The organism is Nitrosomonas sp., assembly GCF_019752095.1.
Classification (GTDB): Bacteria; Pseudomonadota; Gammaproteobacteria; order Burkholderiales; family Nitrosomonadaceae; genus Nitrosomonas.
The window spans coordinates 12207-28449 of record NZ_JAIEMO010000045.1 but is presented as its reverse complement, the minus strand read 5'-3'; the positions used below and the strand labels follow the sequence as shown (position 1 = coordinate 28449).

16 protein-coding genes are annotated in these 16243 nt (G+C 42.5%); 13 read left to right on the top strand and 3 right to left on the bottom strand.

Annotation, left to right across the window (positions count from 1 at the left end; genetic code table 11):
* The 4 genes from K2Q13_RS12815 (at position 1) to hemB (ending at position 3573) form a co-directional block, all read left to right on the top strand.
* On the top strand, positions 1-996 hold the full coding sequence (locus tag K2Q13_RS12815) for a biotin--[acetyl-CoA-carboxylase] ligase (RefSeq protein WP_292921605.1): 996 nt from the start codon (positions 1-3) through the stop codon (positions 994-996).
* A 6-nt stretch (positions 997-1002) separates the two neighbouring features.
* The gene (locus tag K2Q13_RS12810; RefSeq protein WP_292921604.1) at positions 1003-1767 is read left to right on the top strand and encodes a type III pantothenate kinase; all 765 of its coding nucleotides are present in this window, start codon (positions 1003-1005) and stop codon (positions 1765-1767) included.
* A gap of 1 nt (position 1768) precedes the next feature.
* Positions 1769-2365 (top strand): ribosome biogenesis GTP-binding protein YihA/YsxC, encoded by a 597-nt coding sequence (gene yihA, locus K2Q13_RS12805; RefSeq protein ID WP_292921602.1) that lies wholly within the window; start codon positions 1769-1771, stop codon positions 2363-2365.
* Positions 2366-2559: 194 nt separating this feature from the next.
* Positions 2560-3573 carry a porphobilinogen synthase gene (hemB, locus tag K2Q13_RS12800; RefSeq protein WP_292921600.1) on the top strand — a complete coding sequence of 338 codons (1014 nt, stop codon included), beginning with the start codon at positions 2560-2562 and terminating at the stop codon, positions 3571-3573.
* A 33-nt stretch (positions 3574-3606) separates the two neighbouring features.
* Here hemB and K2Q13_RS12795 read toward each other — a convergent pair whose 3' ends face one another.
* The gene (locus K2Q13_RS12795) at positions 3607-5925 is read right to left on the bottom strand and encodes a penicillin-binding protein 1A (protein ID WP_292921598.1); all 2319 of its coding nucleotides are present in this window, start codon (positions 5923-5925) and stop codon (positions 3607-3609) included.
* Between the two features lie 231 nt (positions 5926-6156).
* Here K2Q13_RS12795 and K2Q13_RS12790 point away from each other — a divergent pair, with 231 nt between their 5' ends.
* The 5 genes from K2Q13_RS12790 to K2Q13_RS12770 are packed head-to-tail and all read left to right on the top strand — an operon-like array spanning position 6157 to position 11123.
* On the top strand, positions 6157-7260 hold the full coding sequence (locus K2Q13_RS12790; RefSeq protein ID WP_292921596.1) for a pilus assembly protein PilM: 1104 nt from the start codon (positions 6157-6159) through the stop codon (positions 7258-7260).
* The gene (locus K2Q13_RS12785) at positions 7257-7841 is read left to right on the top strand and encodes a PilN domain-containing protein (protein ID WP_292921594.1); all 585 of its coding nucleotides are present in this window, start codon (positions 7257-7259) and stop codon (positions 7839-7841) included. Before K2Q13_RS12790 ends, K2Q13_RS12785 begins: the two co-directional genes overlap by 4 nt.
* Positions 7842-7858: 17 nt before the next feature.
* Entirely contained in the window at positions 7859-8473 is a 615-nt protein-coding gene (gene pilO / locus K2Q13_RS12780) for a type 4a pilus biogenesis protein PilO (RefSeq protein ID WP_292921654.1), read from the top strand.
* Between the two features lie 3 nt (positions 8474-8476).
* Positions 8477-8995 (top strand): pilus assembly protein PilP, encoded by a 519-nt coding sequence (locus K2Q13_RS12775; protein WP_292921592.1) that lies wholly within the window; start codon positions 8477-8479, stop codon positions 8993-8995.
* A gap of 31 nt (positions 8996-9026) precedes the next feature.
* On the top strand, positions 9027-11123 hold the full coding sequence (locus K2Q13_RS12770) for a type IV pilus secretin PilQ family protein (RefSeq protein WP_292921590.1): 2097 nt from the start codon (positions 9027-9029) through the stop codon (positions 11121-11123).
* A gap of 6 nt (positions 11124-11129) precedes the next feature.
* On the opposite strand, the gene trmL is transcribed toward K2Q13_RS12770, so the two are convergent.
* The gene (gene trmL, locus K2Q13_RS12765) at positions 11130-11594 is read right to left on the bottom strand and encodes a tRNA (uridine(34)/cytosine(34)/5-carboxymethylaminomethyluridine(34)-2'-O)-methyltransferase TrmL (protein WP_292921588.1); all 465 of its coding nucleotides are present in this window, start codon (positions 11592-11594) and stop codon (positions 11130-11132) included.
* A gap of 20 nt (positions 11595-11614) precedes the next feature.
* A complete protein-coding gene (locus K2Q13_RS12760; protein ID WP_292921586.1) occupies positions 11615-12301 on the bottom strand; it encodes a ComF family protein in 687 nt (228 codons plus the stop codon).
* 135 nt (positions 12302-12436) lie between these two features.
* Between K2Q13_RS12760 and bioB the strand changes: the two genes are divergently transcribed.
* The 4 genes from bioB to bioC are packed head-to-tail and all read left to right on the top strand — an operon-like array spanning position 12437 to position 16243.
* Positions 12437-13450, top strand: a complete 1014-nt coding sequence (gene bioB / locus K2Q13_RS12755) for a biotin synthase BioB (protein WP_292921584.1) — start codon at positions 12437-12439, stop codon at positions 13448-13450.
* Positions 13451-14617, top strand: a complete 1167-nt coding sequence (gene bioF / locus K2Q13_RS12750) for an 8-amino-7-oxononanoate synthase (protein ID WP_292921582.1) — start codon at positions 13451-13453, stop codon at positions 14615-14617.
* Entirely contained in the window at positions 14614-15384 is a 771-nt protein-coding gene (gene bioH, locus K2Q13_RS12745; RefSeq protein WP_292921580.1) for a pimeloyl-ACP methyl ester esterase BioH, read from the top strand. The genes bioF and bioH overlap by 4 nt, the downstream gene beginning before the upstream one ends.
* Positions 15362-16243, top strand: coding sequence for a malonyl-ACP O-methyltransferase BioC (gene bioC / locus K2Q13_RS12740; RefSeq protein ID WP_292921578.1), 882 nt, complete (start codon positions 15362-15364; stop codon positions 16241-16243). Before bioH ends, bioC begins: the two co-directional genes overlap by 23 nt.

Below are 16243 nucleotides of genomic sequence, written 5' to 3'. Positions count from 1 at the left end.
ATGTATGTAAATTTAAAAGCGCTTTATTTGTTAGTCTTGTTAAATGACGGCATGCAGCATTCAGCGAGTGCTTTAGCAAAACTTCTTAAATGTTCTCTAACTTCAATTCATTTCTTAGTTTATCAACTAAAAAATTATAGTATTGATGTAGTAAATATTGATGCTAATACAATTAAAATAAATAAGCCAATAGTTTGGTTGAATACTGAATTAATTATTAAAAGCACATCAGTTGGTTCAAAAAAATTTGATTTAAGATTATTAGATATTGTTGATTCTACGAATAATTATCTTCTTAATCAATTAAAAAGAAAAACATTGATTAATGGTACAGTCCCAGTTGTTGCTACTGAATTTCAAACTAGTGGACGAGGACGCGAGGGACGTATTTGGCAGTGTGGCTTTGGTAATGGGCTTATGTTTTCAATATGTTGGCGCTTTGACAAAAGCATTTCTGAATTATCCGGTTTAAGTTTAGTAATTGGCATTGCAATTTTAAGAGTCTTGAAATCTTATTCTATTCAGAATATTAACATCAAATGGCCAAATGACATTCTATGCAATAATCATAAATTAGCTGGTACTTTGATCGAAATTCGTGGTGAAATATGTGGACCATCATATGCGGTAATAGGTATAGGTATTAATTTTAATCTATCTGAATCGATTAAACCTATGATTGATCAGCAAGTTACCGATCTGTCAGAGGTCAGTAGTAATTTAATAGATCGCAACAGAGTATTTGGTGAGTTATTAGTAGAACTACATAATGTTCTCAAAGATTTTGATTATTATGGCTTTGTATATTTTAGAAAGGAATGGATCAGTTATCATTTTTACGAAGGATGCGAAGTTGATTTGATCTTTCCAAATGGTTTAGCAATAGCAGGTATAATTGATGGAATAGCGGATGATGGTGCTATCTGTTTGTTAACACCTGGAGGAAAGAAGTCATTTAATGTTGGAAATATTTCGGTGCGATCTAGAGTTTACTAAGAATTAATGTCCTATATACTTGCCATAGATTCTGGAAATTCTAATATAAAGTGGGGATTATATCACGGTGATCAGTGGTTAATGCAAGGTAATGTGTTTTACAAGGATGTTTCTAATCTTGAAGATGAATTTATAAATCTCCCCACGCCGACTTTCATTATTATTTCTCATGTTGCGCGAAGTGAAACTAGAAATCAAATAACTAAGTTAATTTCTCTGTGGCCCTCGAGGCTAGAATGGCTAAGTTCTAACAATTTTAGATGTAATGTTATTAATGGCTATATTAATCCGAGTCAATTAGGAAGTGATCGTTGGGCAGCTTTAATCGCTGCTTGGAGAATCGAGAAGCAGCCATGTTTAGTCATTAATGCTGGAACAGCAGTAACTATCGATGTTCTTTCTGAATCTGGTAAATTCCTTGGTGGAATCATACTGCCGGGATTTAATTTGATGACTAAAAGCCTTTTATCAGGCACTCAACTTACTAATATCGAATTGGGTAGTTATGAAGATTTTCCTGTCAGTACTGAAAATGCGCTACAAAGTGGTTTGATTCATTGCATTTTAGGTGCTGTTGATAGGATGTATAATCTGTTATTGTCAACTGTTAATCTAGCTTCTGTCAATTGCATCATAAGTGGCGGCAGTGCTTCGTTGCTAATTCCTTTTTTCAAACTTCCAATAAAGGTTATTAATAATTTAGTGCTGGAAGGCTTGATAATAGTCGCTAATGATACTCTAGGAAATTCAGAGCCTAGTTTTTCACTATAATATGCCTCGATTACTAAATGCCACTTTTTTTACTTCCGCACATGAGGATCGAGATTTACCCAAGCATTCTGGCATTGAAATTGCCTTCGCTGGGCGTTCAAACGCTGGGAAATCAAGCGCTATTAATGCATTAACCAATAGGAACCGCTTAGCATTTGTTAGCAAAACACCGGGGCGTACACAATTAATAAATTTTTTTCAATTGTCATCAGACAATTTTCTTGTTGACTTACCTGGTTATGGCTACGCTAAGGTTCCAGAGCACATACGGCAACATTGGCAAAATTTATTAAGTAATTATTTGCAGACACGTGATTCACTTAAGGGTTTGATATTAATAATGGATATTCGTCATCCTCTGAAACCTTTGGATATTCAAATGCTTGATTGGTTCTCGCCGACTGGAAAAGTAATTCATATTTTATTAACAAAGGCTGATAAATTAAGTAAGCTGCAAGCAAATATCACTTTACAGAAAGTAACTTTTTTTATAAAAGAATTCTATCCGCAATGTAGTGTGCAATTATTCTCAAGCATAACGAATACTGGCATTGATGATGCAACGACAATCATCAATGAATGGTTACAAACAAATTAGCATTTGCTTATTATTAGATTAGATATAAAAAACCCCGGTTAAAGGGGAGTAAAACCGGGGGAACCGCCTTAATATCACATTCTCTGCCTCAGGGAGGAAAGACAGAGGGACGATCAAGATTGTCCACTTATAAGACACACGATATTCAAGTCAGTTCCCAGATCATTTTTTAATTTTTATTATTTGTTATTATTATGTTTCAAAGTAGTCATTTTCCTCAAAGAAGAATGAGACGAATGCGTCGCGATAAGTTCTCCCGCAATTTGATACGAGAGGCCCATCTTCTACCAGAAGATTTGATTTATCCAGTTTTTATTTTAGATGGAAAGAATCGTAGTGAAAATATTGAATCAATGCCTGGCATAGTAAGACAGAGTATCGATCTTTTAATGATTCAGGCAGAGCAGTGTGTGCAACTTGGTATCCCAGCTATTGCTATATTTCCAGTTATTGATATTGAACATAAAAACCTTACTGCAAGCGAAGCATATAATCCTGATGGACTTGTGCCTCGGGCAGTGAGGCAGCTAAAGATAAACTTTCCTGAATTGGGAGTAATTACCGATATTGCTTTGGATCCATACACAATTCATGGCCAAGACGGCTTGGTTGACCAGTATGGTTATGTGATGAACGATGAAACAGTAAATGTTCTTTGTCAACAAGCATTGGTTCATGCTCAAGCAGGGACAGATATTGTGGCACCTTCAGATATGATGGATGGGCGTATTGCCGCAATTAGAACCAGCTTGGATAGTCAGAAATTTATTCATACACGCATTTTAGCGTATTCTGCTAAGTATGCTTCAAGTTTTTACGGACCATTTCGCGACGCTGTTGGATCCGCTAATAATCTAGGTGCGGGTAACAAATATACTTATCAAATGGATCCTGCAAATTCTGATGAGGCTTTATGGGAGGTTGGATTAGATCTGGATGAGGGTGCCGATATGGTGATGATTAAACCTGGGATGCCATATTTAGATATCGTCCGCCGCGTGAAAGATCAGTTCGGTGCACCTACATTTGTTTATCAAGTCAGCGGTGAGTATGCAATGCTCAAAGCTTCCGCAATAAACGGATGGTTAAATGAAGAATCTTGTGTGCTGGAGTCTTTGCTTTCTTTTAAACGCGCGGGAGCAGATGGAATTTTAACTTATTATGCTGTCAAAGCGGCTGAGTGGCTCAAGAAAAACTTGAATGCATGAAATTAGAATCCATTTAACTTGCTATTCTATTTCTTAAAATAATTGATCTTTGACATCTTTTGTTACTTTAGGTGTGAGCTCAATAGAATCTTCGATAATGGGAGGAAGCAATTCATTAAAGAAATATTCTGTAATATCTCCATAATCATCTCTAAATCCTGTCGCTGAATTAATTTTCGCTGTCTGAATTCCATTGGGTAGCCGGTACTCGGCTATTGGAACGCCTTTCAAAACGGGATCCATATAATCAATCCAAAGAGGTAATGCGACACGCCCGCCAGTTTCATTGTTGCCTAATGATTTTGGTTCGTCATATCCTGTCCAGGCAATAGTGACTAAGTCTTTCTGAAAACCGCAAAACCATGCATCTATAAAATTACTAGTAGTACCGGTTTTTCCTGCGAGATCACTGCGTCCTAGCTGTTTAGCTTTAACAGCTGTGCCACGGTTAATCACATCTTGCATCATACTAGTCATAATAAATGCATTGCGTGGATCAATGATTCGTTTGGCACCACTTGATGCTGATATGGGGCGAAATTGTTCTATGATGTTACCTTTTTCATCTTCAATACTTTTTATAAAGTATGGAGCAACACGAAATCCGCCATTTGCGAATGCGGCATAACCTACAGCCATTTGCATTGGTGTCACTGAACCTGCTCCAAGTGCCATCGGTAAATAACGGGGGTGGCGTTCTGCATCAAAACCAAATCGCGTTATATAATCTTGTGCGTAGCTGATACCAATGGCTTGTAGTATCCTAATAGATGCAAGGTTTTTTGATTTGGCCAAGGCGGTACGCATGCGTATTGGCCCCTCAAATTTGCCATCGAAATTTTTCGGTTCCCATGACTGACTTCCCGTCTGAGTTGCGCTGAACGAAAGCGGTGCATCATTGATAATTGTCGCCGGAGTGAAGCCTTTTTCCAAAGCGGCAGAGTAAATAAATGGTTTAAAGCTGGACCCAGGCTGTCGCCATGCTTGGGTGACGTGATTAAATTGATTCTTATAGAAATCAAAACCGCCGACCAAAGCGCGCACCGCGCCGTCATTGGAATCAATTGAAACAAGCGCTGATTCAACTTCAGGCAGTTGAACGATGTGCCATAAATTCTTTTGGTTTTTCTGAATGCGGATTAGTGCGCCAGGGATAATATATTTTCTCCCTGGCTCATTTTTGTCAGTAAGAGATTTTTGTACAAATTTAAGTCCATCACCTGTAATTTCTATGATTTCCCCACCTTTACGATAAGCCTGAACTTTATTTGGTTTTGCAGCTAATACAATTGCTGCATAAATATCATCACTGTCATTAATCTCATCTAATGCATCATTCAATGTTTTTTCCTGGTTCGTTCCGTTTTTCAGTAAATCAACAAATGCTTCTGGGCCTCGATATCCCCAACGCCGATCGTATTCAATTACATTTTTTCGTAGAGCCCGATAAGCAGATTCTTGATCAAGTTGACGGATCGTCGTATAGACTTTTATACCTTTGTTATATGCATCTTCCTGATATCGATCGTAGATTACCTGACGAACCATTTCGGCAACATATTCTGCTGGTACTGCAAAGGCTGCCGCCCTTTTTTTTACTGGAACAGATTGTTTTGTTAATTCGCTTAGTTCTTTACTAGAAATGTAGTTAAGTTTATATAATCTTCCTAAAACGTAAAGCTGTCGGCTTTTAGCTCGTTTAGGATTACTAACAGGATTATAGCTAGAAGGCGCTTTAGGAAGTCCTGCCAGCATGGCAGCTTCTGCAATATTAATTTCATGTAAAGATTTTCCGAAGTATGTTTGTGCTGCTGCTGCAAAACCATAACTACGTTGTCCAAGATAGATTTGGTTGATGTAGAGTTCTAAAATCTTGTCCTTAGTAAGGCTACGCTCAATCTTAAATGCCAATAGTGTTTCGCTGAATTTTCTGGTGAGTGTCTTCTCTCTCGTCAGAAAAAAATTTCGTGCCACTTGCATTGTTATGGTGCTGGCACCTTGTCGTACACTTCCTGCAGAAAAATTTGAATAGGCTGCTCGTAGAACACCAAGATAATCAACGCCGCCGTGTTCGTAAAAACGATCGTCCTCTGCTGCAAGAATTGATTGTTTTAGATTTTCTGGAACTTGAGAAATAGTTACGACATTTCTTCGCTCTGCACCAAACTCTCCGATTAATAAACCTTCATCACTGTATATTCTCAGGGGAATTTTAGGACGGTAATCGGTCAATGTTTCCAGCGATGGCAGGTTTGAGTAGATAACCAACGCAGCAAAACCTGCTAATAGTATTCCAATCAAGCCTAATGCTGAAAATGTAAGGAAGAAATAATATGACCAGCGAGCTAACATGAAAATAGATATGGGTTTATCATAGAATGGTATTGTCAATTTACCCAGTGAAAGAGGGGGTATATCTAGTGTTTTTCTTTGAATAGAATTTTTCAGATTCTGTCAGAATCAATTCCAGTTTCTTCAATCTGTCGAATAGTTTCATGGAATTTATGCGGACAGTTGGAATTTTACATATTCTAGCTCTAATAGGGCAACTTTTAATTTGCGAGTATCGCCGCTAAACAAACAATGTTCAAGGAAAATTTAGCTATTGATCTAGGCTTCTTAAAAATGAAGTCGTCTCCATTGATTGGCGTGGACATCAGTTCTTCATCGGTAAAAATGGTTGAGCTATCACAGATTGATAAGGGAAGCCAAACTTATCGGATAGATCGCTATGTTATAGAATCTTTGCCAGTAGATGCGATGCTAGATGGTGGCATTGCGAATATGGAAGCAGTGAGTGATTGTTTACTACGTGGATGGAAGCGTTTGGGAACTCGCCATAAAAATGTAGCGCTAGCATTGCCTGCAACAGATGTGATTACTAAAAAAATAATTGTCCCAGCTGGACAGCGAGAAGATGATTTAATTTTTCAAGTGGAAAATGAGGCGAGTCAATATATTCCATTTCCATTAGATGAAGTTGATCTTGATTTTCAAATCACTAGATCAATTCCCGAAAGTTTGGAGGAAGTTGAAGTTCTAATTGCGGCGTCGCGTAAAGAAAAAGTTGAAGATCGCGTGGCGGCAGCTCTATCCGCCGGTTTGAAAGCCACTGTTATGGATGTGGAACCTTATGCGGCGCAAGCAGCATTCGAATTGACACTGAATCAATTGCCAGGGGGAGGCAAAGACCAGGTAATGGCACTGGTTGATATTGGCGCGACTGTCATGAAAATTAATGTGCTACTCAATGGTGAGTCGATATATTCTCGAGATCAAACATTCGGTGGCAATCAATTAACTCAAGAGATTCATAATCAATTTAATCTTTCGCTGGAAGAATCTGAAGCAGCTAAGCGTAGTGGAGAGTTACCTAAAAACTATCAAGCGGATGTTTTGCAACCATTTTGCGAAACATTGGCTATCGAAGTGATGCGTGCCATTCAGTTTTTCTATACCTCAACGCAATATACCGAAGTGAATTATATTTTTATAGCGGGCGGTAGCGCAGTGATTCCTGGATTAGATGCGATTATTGCCGCGCGTACGCAAGTCAGCACTTTGGTTTTGAATCCTTTTGCAACTATGGAATTGTCGAGCCGTGTTATCCCGCGGCAACTGAATCTCGATGCATCCTCTCTTTTGATTGCTTGTGGTCTAGCTTTAAGAAATTTTGATCCATCATGATCCGCATTAATTTACTTCCTCATCGTGAACTTAAACGTAAGGCACGGCAGCAGCAAATTGCAGTGTTGGCCGGTTTGGTTGGTTTTTTAGGTTTGATAGTGGTTTGGGGTGTTCATGACATTATTGTTGAAAAAATAGAATTTCAGAATAGCCGCAATCAATACTTAAATGAGCAGATTGCGATTTTGGATAAAGAGATTGCAGAGATCCGAGAAATTAAGAATCAAACACAAGAGCTACTTACACGTAAACAAATCGTAGAGACCTTACAGAACAGTCGATCAGAGGTTGTTCATTTGTTGGATCAATTGGTGAGACTACTTCCTGATGGTGTATATCTGCAAAGCATCAAACAAGAAGGCCACAACATTACTTTAGTTGGATATGCGCAATCTAATGCATGGGTATCGACGTTGATGCGAAATCTTGAGTCTTCACCTTGGCTTGAGTCACCGTTGTTGGTGGAAATCAAAGCGATGACAATTAATAATGTACGTCAAAATGAGTTCAATATGAAAATAAAACTTAAACAAGCATTGATCAGCGATGTACAAGACTCAACTTTGAGTTCTGCCGGATAAAATAAAATCATACTATGATGAATAATTTGCTCATAGAATTACGTCAGCTTGATATCAATAATGCTGGAAATTGGCCTGCGGCATTTAAGATCGCTGCACTGATAATATTATTTGTTGCGATTATTGTGGCGGGGCATTTTCTGATTTGGCAGGATCAGATCGAAACGCTGGAAAATATTCATGCTGAAGAAGAAACACTAAAAAATACTTATTTGGTTAAAAAAAGGAGTGCTGTCAATTTGTCTGCTTTGCGTTTGCAATTGAAAGAAATTGAGCAATCTCTTGGTGCATTGTTGAAACAACTTCCTGATAAATCAGAAATGGAAGCATTGTTGGTGGATATAAATCAAGCTGGCTTGGGGCGCGGCTTGCAGTTTGAATTGTTTAAACCAGATACGCAGGAAACGATTAATGCATTTTATGCCGAGTTGCCAGTCTCAATTCGGGTGACCGGCAACTATCATGATATTGGCGCATTTGCCAGTGATGTTGCGCAAATGTCACGGATTGTTACGTTAAATGACGTTAGCATTTTGCCTGGGAATGACGGGAAACTAGTATTGGATGCGGTTGCAAAGACATTTCGTTATCTGGATGAAGAAGAAGTATTAAAGCAGGCTGGGAGTAAATAAATTATGATTAGAAACATATATCTGCTAGTATTAATTATAATTTGGTTTAACTTGATAACTGCGTGCAGTCGAGGTGATTACAGTGATCTGGAAGCTTTCATACATAGTTCGGGGGAAGGATTGCAAGGCAAGATCGATCCGTTGCCTGAGGTTGTTCCATATAAATCTTTTACTTATCAGGTGTTTGATATGCCAAGTCCTTTTCTACCACGCAAAAATAATCAAGTGCAAGCGCCTACAAGTGAAATTCAACCTGATTTGAATCGACGTAAAGAGTTTTTGGAATCATATCCGCTGGAGAACTTATCTATGGTTGGCTCATTACAACAGCATGATATGATTTTTGCTGTAATAAAATCACCGGATGGGGCGCTATATCGTGTAAAGGTTGGTAATTATTTAGGTTCGAATTTCGGAAAAATTAGCTATATTGCAGAATCTGAGGTTAAACTGTTAGAAATCGTACAAGATGGGGTGAATGAATGGATTGAAAGAACTAGTGCACTTACGCTGAAAAATTAGCAACGTAACAACCATTAAGCTAACAATAGCTATGAAAGGGTATGGCCTTAATATGGTATTTACTGCAATATTGATTTGTTTTTCAATGGTAATTTTTTCTCCGCAAACGGCAACAGCAGAGGCACTCCATAATAGTATCCGTTCAATCGATATTTCAACCTTCCAAAATAGCGAGGTAATCGCAAAGATTACCCTTGATCATCCGCTGCAAGCGCTTCCAATGGGAGTTGCTTTAGACAATCCAAATCGTATTTATTTTGACTTTTATCAAGTTTCCAACGGCTTAGGGCGGAATGAGCAGGAAGCTTCTGAAGGAGACTTGCGCAGCATAAATGTCATTCAGGTCGGCGATAGAACACGATTGGTATTAAACTTGGCTAGGTTAATGCGGCATGAAATCATAGCACAGGAAAATATACTATTAATCAAGCTGCTTACTGTGCCTGAGAATCGAACATCTGCTGCTGTTGTGCGTTTCGCCGAGGAAACTTCTAATTCGCATATGAATAGCCTGCAAGACATCGATTTTCGCCGTGGCGCAAAAGGTGAAGGTCGTATCGAAGTTGATATGACAAAAGCTGGATCAAGCGTCGATGTACAGCAACAAGGTGATGATATTTTTGTCGAATTTGTTGATACGTTACTACCAGGTAGCCTTAGAAAGCGTTTCGATGTGATGGATTTTGCTACGCCTGTACAGATCATTGAAACATCCAAGAAAGGGAATAATGTTCGTATGCATGTTAAATCCGGGGGACGTTGGGAGCATTCGGCGCGCCAATCTGGTACAAGATTTGTTCTGGAAGTAAGGTCACTGACAGAGGAAGAAGAAGAGCAAGCGAAAAAGAGACGTGCTAATGGTGGGTATACCGGTGAAAGATTATCGCTTAATTTCCAAGATGTGGAGGTTAGGGCGGTGTTACAAGTAATCGCTGATTTTACCAATTTGAATATTATCGCCAGTGATTCGGTGGGAGGGAATCTCACATTAAGGTTAAAAGATGTGCCTTGGGATCAGGCGCTTGATATTGTGTTACAGGCACACGGGTTGGATAAACGTAAGGTAGGTAACGTCATTTTCGTGGCACCGCGAAAAGAAATGGCAGACAGAGAGTTGCTTGATGTGGAAGCGCAAATGCAAATAGCCGAGATGGAGCCGTTACGTTCAGAAACTTATCATCTGAATCATCGTAGGGTTAATTCAATTTCATTTGAAGGCATGCTTAGCCGGCGTGGTACGATTAATATGGATGAGATTAGTAATACAGTGACGGTTACCGATATTCCAGTCAGAATAGATGAAGTTAGAAAACGCATCCAGAAGCTGGATGTATTTGAAAGACAAGTCATGATTGAGGCGCGCATTGTTGAAGCGACAGATACTTTTAGCCGCAATTTAGGGGCACGCTTTGGTATACAAAATGCGAGCGGGCTAGGCGATCAAACATTGGGGGTTTCGGGTAATGTAACTGGTTCAAGTGCGCTGGCTGCTGGCGGTGGGACGAGCGGTGCCAACAATCTGAATGTAAATTTACCTGCTGCGGCTGCCACCGGTTTGTTGGGCGGTCCGGCTGCATTGGGTTTGAGCTTAATGAAGATTAATAATAATCGATTAATCAATCTTGAGTTGTCGGCGCTGGAAACAGATCAGAAAGGCAGAGTGGTTGCCAGTCCGCGTGTAGTCACAGCCCATGGTGTAGAAGCAATTATTGAGCAAGGTGATCGGATTCCCTTCCAACAAGCCACAAGCAGTGGTGCTACGAGTATTCGTTTTATGGATGCAACGCTTCGCTTACGAGTCAAACCTCTGATTACCTATAATGGTCAGATTGATATGGAGTTAAATGTCAATCAGGACAAAATTGGTGCGATTATTAATCAATTCCTCCCGCCGGCAATTAATACCAAGCAAGTAACCACCAAAGTATTGGTGGAAAATGGTGGAACTGTAGTGATTGGTGGTATTTTTGATCGAACCGAGAATCGAGTAGTCAATAAAGTGCCGATGTTGGGTGATATTCCTGTGCTCGGTCACGTTTTTCGCAATACAACCAGGGTCGACAATAAACGCGAATTGTTGATTTTTGTGACTCCGCGTATTTTGAACGATAGCCTGAATCTACAATAGCATTGTCTAGCTTCCCATATAAAAGCCAGCCTGTCGCCATGCTTCATAAGCAATAATGGCGACAGCATTGGATAAATTCAGACTGCGACTGGTGGCTACCATCGGCACTCGGATGCGGTGTTGTTCCGGGAAAGTGTCCATAATATGCGGGGGTAATCCGCGGCTTTCTGTGCCAAACAGAAAGGTATCTCCCGCTGCGTAGGCTACTTTGTCATATTGCTGCTTTCCTTTGGTGGTGATTGCAAACATTCGATGGCTTTGCAGGTTCTGGCAGCAATCTACCCAATTGTCATGTACTCTGATTTGAGCGAATTCATGGTAATCTAGGCCTGCGCGCAATAATTGCTTATCTTTGAGGGGAAATCCTAAAGGCTTAACAAGATGTAGTTGCATGCCGGTATTCGCGCACAGACGGATAATATTACCTGTATTGGGCGGAATTTCGGGTTGATAGAGAATAATGTTGTACATAGTGTGCGATTAGTTGCATATTATAATGAGTGTGAGCCTATTTGACTTTTCTCGGGCAAAGTCCGGGCTATTACCCAGTTGCTAATTTCAATTGCACCGTGTTCACGCAATACTTTGGCCAGCTCATTTAATGTGGCGCCCGTTGTCATGACATCATCAACCAACGCAACATGCTTGCCGGAAAGGTCTATTTTACAATTAAAAGCACGGTGAATATTTTTCTGTCTGTCTTTCCAGGGTAATCCGGTTTGCGGTAGCGTGTGCTTAATCCGGCTGCAGCTATCTGGCAGCACAATTATCTCCATCGATTTCGAAATGTAGCGACTGATCTCCATTGCCTGATTAAATCCACGCTCACGTAATCGGATTGGATGCAAAGGCATCGGTATGATGACATCCGGAAGTGTATTAATGGTCTTTAGTTTCTTGATGAGCAAGTTGGCTAGGATTGATGCCAAGGAAAGATGGTTTCGATATTTTAATGCATGAATTAGCGCATCGGCAGGAAAGGAGTAGCGAAGGGCTGCAATGGTGCGTGTAAATGCAGGTGGTTTATTCAGGCAAGCACCACATATTTCCGAGGTAGGAACTGGCCACAGGCAAATAGGGCAATGGGTGATTGGCAATTGCGGCAGGTCGAGGATACAGGGTTCGCAGAAATCCTGATTTGTGGATACGCCGCATAGCACACAGTTTGTTTGAGTCATGATAGGAATATTGTCTGATCTGTTATGAACAAAGAATCACGGAAAAATTGACAGAGCCACTTGAATCCTTGATCATCCGAAGTATTGATGATAGAAGATCGTGTTTTAATTAAAGAGAATGGCAGGTTAATCGGCATGAATTTGAATTCACTTATTACGAGTAGTAGCGAAACGGAAAACAGCTCAAGCAATATTACCGAGGAATCGCAGGATACTGAATTTTGGGATGTGACAGAAGTTGAGGCATTGTTGAATGCGCCTTTTAACGATTTGATTTTTCGAGCGCAAACGGTGCATCGCCAATACCATGACCCAAATGGCGTGCAATTATCTACGCTGATTTCCGTGAAGACGGGTGGCTGCCCGGAAGATTGCGGCTATTGTCCACAGGCGGCGCGCTATCATACCGAAGTTGAAAACCAGGACATGCTATCGTTGGATGAAGTGGTATCTGCCGCGACGGCAGCAAAAGACAAGGGCGCGTCGCGATTCTGCATGGGTGCTGCTTGGCGTGGCCCGAAGCAGCGCGATATCGAAAAAATGACTGAAATGGTGCGTGCAGTCAAATCACTGGGCATGGAAACCTGCGCCACGCTGGGTTTGTTAAAACCCGGACAAGCTCAACAACTGGGAGATGCAGGACTGGATTATTATAATCACAACCTTGATACAGCACCTGAATACTACGAAGAAATTATCACCACGCGGCAGTATCAGGATCGCTTAAACACATTGCAGCAAGTCCGCGATGCCGGAATCAACGTATGTTGCGGCGGTATTGTTGGCATGGGCGAAACACGCCGTTCGCGCGGAGGATTGATCGCACAACTGGCCAACATGAATCCGTACCCTGAATCGGTTCCGATCAATCATTTGGTGCAAGTCAAGGGCACACCGCTTTACGGTACTGCGGCGCTAGACCCGTTCGAATTTGTTCGTACCATCGCCGCCGCGCGGATTACCATGCCGAAAGCCATGGTGCGTTTATCCGCCGGACGGCAGGAAATGTCTGAAGCTGTTCAGGCATTATGTTTTCTGGCGGGCGCCAATTCCATTTTCTATGGCGAAAAGTTGTTGACGACGGGAAATCCCGAAACCGATCGCGATCAGGTGCTGATGGAAAAATTGGGGCTTCACGCGTTGTCATAGATGTTTTCCGATCTGGCTGAGCAGTTACACAAGCGCGAACAGCAAGGCTTGCTGCGACAGCGGAGAATTCTCGAAAGCCCGCAATCAAGCCATATCACTATGGCTGGACGTGATTACCTGGCTTTTTGCAGCAATGATTACCTGGGGCTGGCCAATCATCTGGATTTGATTGAATCAGCTTGTAAAGGCGCGCGGCGTTATGGTGTTGGCGCAAGCGCTTCGCACATGATCAACGGTCATTCTTCAGCGCATCACGTACTTGAAGAAACGTTGGCCGAATTTACCGGGTTTCCGCAAGCATTGCTATTTTCTACCGGTTACATGGCCAATATCGGTGTTGTCACAGCATTGGTTGGGCGAGAAGATGCTATATTCGCCGATAAACTAAATCATGCATCACTGAATGACGCGGCTTTGTTATCGCGTGCTGAGTTTATCCGCTACCCGCATGTCGATCTTGCGTTATTGGAACAGCGATTGTCTGCCACCAACGCGCGACGTAAGCTCGTGATCTCGGACGCAGTATTCAGCATGGAAGGGGACATTGCACCCATTTATGAACTGATAGCTCTGTGCGAGAAACATCATGCAGTATTATTGCTGGACGATGCACACGGTTTTGGCGTGTTGGGCAGGCAAGGGCGCGGTAGCTTGTTTTTGCCGGATTGCAGTAGTATCCATTCGCCCAATATTATCTATATGGCGACCTTAGGAAAGGCTGCAGGCGTATTCGGCGCTTTTGTCGCAGCACAAGCGGAAGTCATCGAAACTCTGATTCAGTCTGCGCGCAGTTATATTTACACCACGGCGACACCGCCTTTGTTAGCACAAGCGCTGATGACCAGCCTGAAATTAATTCAACAGGATGAATGGCGACGGGATGCGTTAACACAAAATATCGTGCAATTGAGAGAAGCGCTGCAATCGCTACCATGGAAGTTGCTGCCTTCCAGCACGCCGATCCAACCGTTGCTGATCGGGGATAGTGCTGCAGCCGTGCATATCAGTCAGCGCCTGCGCGAACGGGGAATTCTGGTGCCAGCAATTCGTCCGCCGACGGTTGCGCAAGGTACAGCACGATTGCGCATTTCATTGTCCACGGCGCATCAGCCGCAGGATGTCTTGCGCTTGACAGAAGCATTGCAAGAAATCGCATTGCAGGCATGACGCAGCTGCACATTGAATCCATGGGGCATGGCTCCGATCTGGTGTTGTTGCATGGTTGGGCGATGCACAGCGGTATCTGGAGTGGTGTTCGTGATCAACTGACGCAACAGTTCCGCCTGCATCTGGTGGATTTGCCAGGACATGGACTGAGCTCTACGTGCGAGCCAGGGACATTGGATCATTGGGTCGAGATCATTGCGGAAATTCTGCCCGAGCGCTGCATGCTGGGAGGTTGGTCATTGGGTGGGCAGATCGCGATGGAATTGGCGTTGCGTGAACCGCAACGTGTGCAGAAACTGGTTCTGATTTCCACCACGCCGTGCTTTGCCAAAAGTGACGATTGGGAATCAGGCATGGAGCGTAAATTGTTGCAGCTTTTCCTGGAAAATCTGAAATTTAATTATACGACGACCATTAACCGGTTTTTGACCTTGCAAATGAGTGGTGACCGCGATGCGAGCAAGATTCTGTCGCAACTGCGCAAGCATTTTTTTCAGCGCGCTGAACCAGATCCCGGCGCATTGGAGAAAGGGTTGAGGATTTTGCAGCAGAGTGATTTGCGTGATCGTGTCGCCGCAATTCAACAGCCGGTTTTATTATTACATGGTGAAAATGACGTGATTACTCACCCTGCCGCTGCCGATTGGATGCATCGACAATTGCCTCAATCGCAGCGGGTAATGTTTGCGCACTGCGGCCACGCGCCGTTTTTATCCTATCCTGAACAATTTGTGACTTGCCTCAATGAATTCCGAATATACGCTTGATAAAAAACAACTGCGCACTGCGTTCGGGCGTGCCGCCCACAGCTACGACCAGGCGGCAGTGCTGCAACGTGAAATCAGCAACCGCATGCTGTCGCGCCTGGAATACATCAAATACCGCCCCGATGTCATCCTCGATGCCGGCAGCGGCACCGGCTACGGTAGCCAGCAATTGGCCAAACGCTATCCGAAAAGTCAATTAATTGCGATGGATATCGCTTGGACGATGTTGTCTCACGCGCGTCCCAATACCGCCTGGTGGCAACGCTTGCTGCCGTTGCAGCAGCAACGCACGGACTATGTGTGCGCCGATATTGAGCAGCTGCCGATTAAAAATGAGAGTGTCGGCATGGTGTGGTCGAACCTTGCATTTCAATGGTGTAACAATCTGGAGCATACGTTTGCCGAGATGCACCGCATTCTGCGCACGGATGGCTTACTGCTGTTCAGCACTTTCGGTCCGGACACGCTGAAGGAACTGCGCCAATCTTTCGCGCAAGCCGATACGTTTAGTCACGTCAATCGTTTCATCGACATGCACGATATCGGCGATTTGCTGGTGCACAATGGTTTCTCCACGCCAGTGATGGATATGGAATATATTACGTTGACCTATTCCGATGTGATCAGCGTGATGCGCGATTTAAAAGCCATCGGCGCGCATAACGTTTTGCTTGGCAGGCAACAAGGATTGATGGGCAAAAACAAATGGCAACAAGCCATCAACGCCTACGAAACACTACGTCGCGATGGTAAGTTACCCGCCACCTTTGAAGTAATTTACGGCCACGCCTGGCGGCCTTTTGACCGCCGTTCAATACTGACACCAGAAACACGCCGGCAATTGGGTTTGATTCCTTAA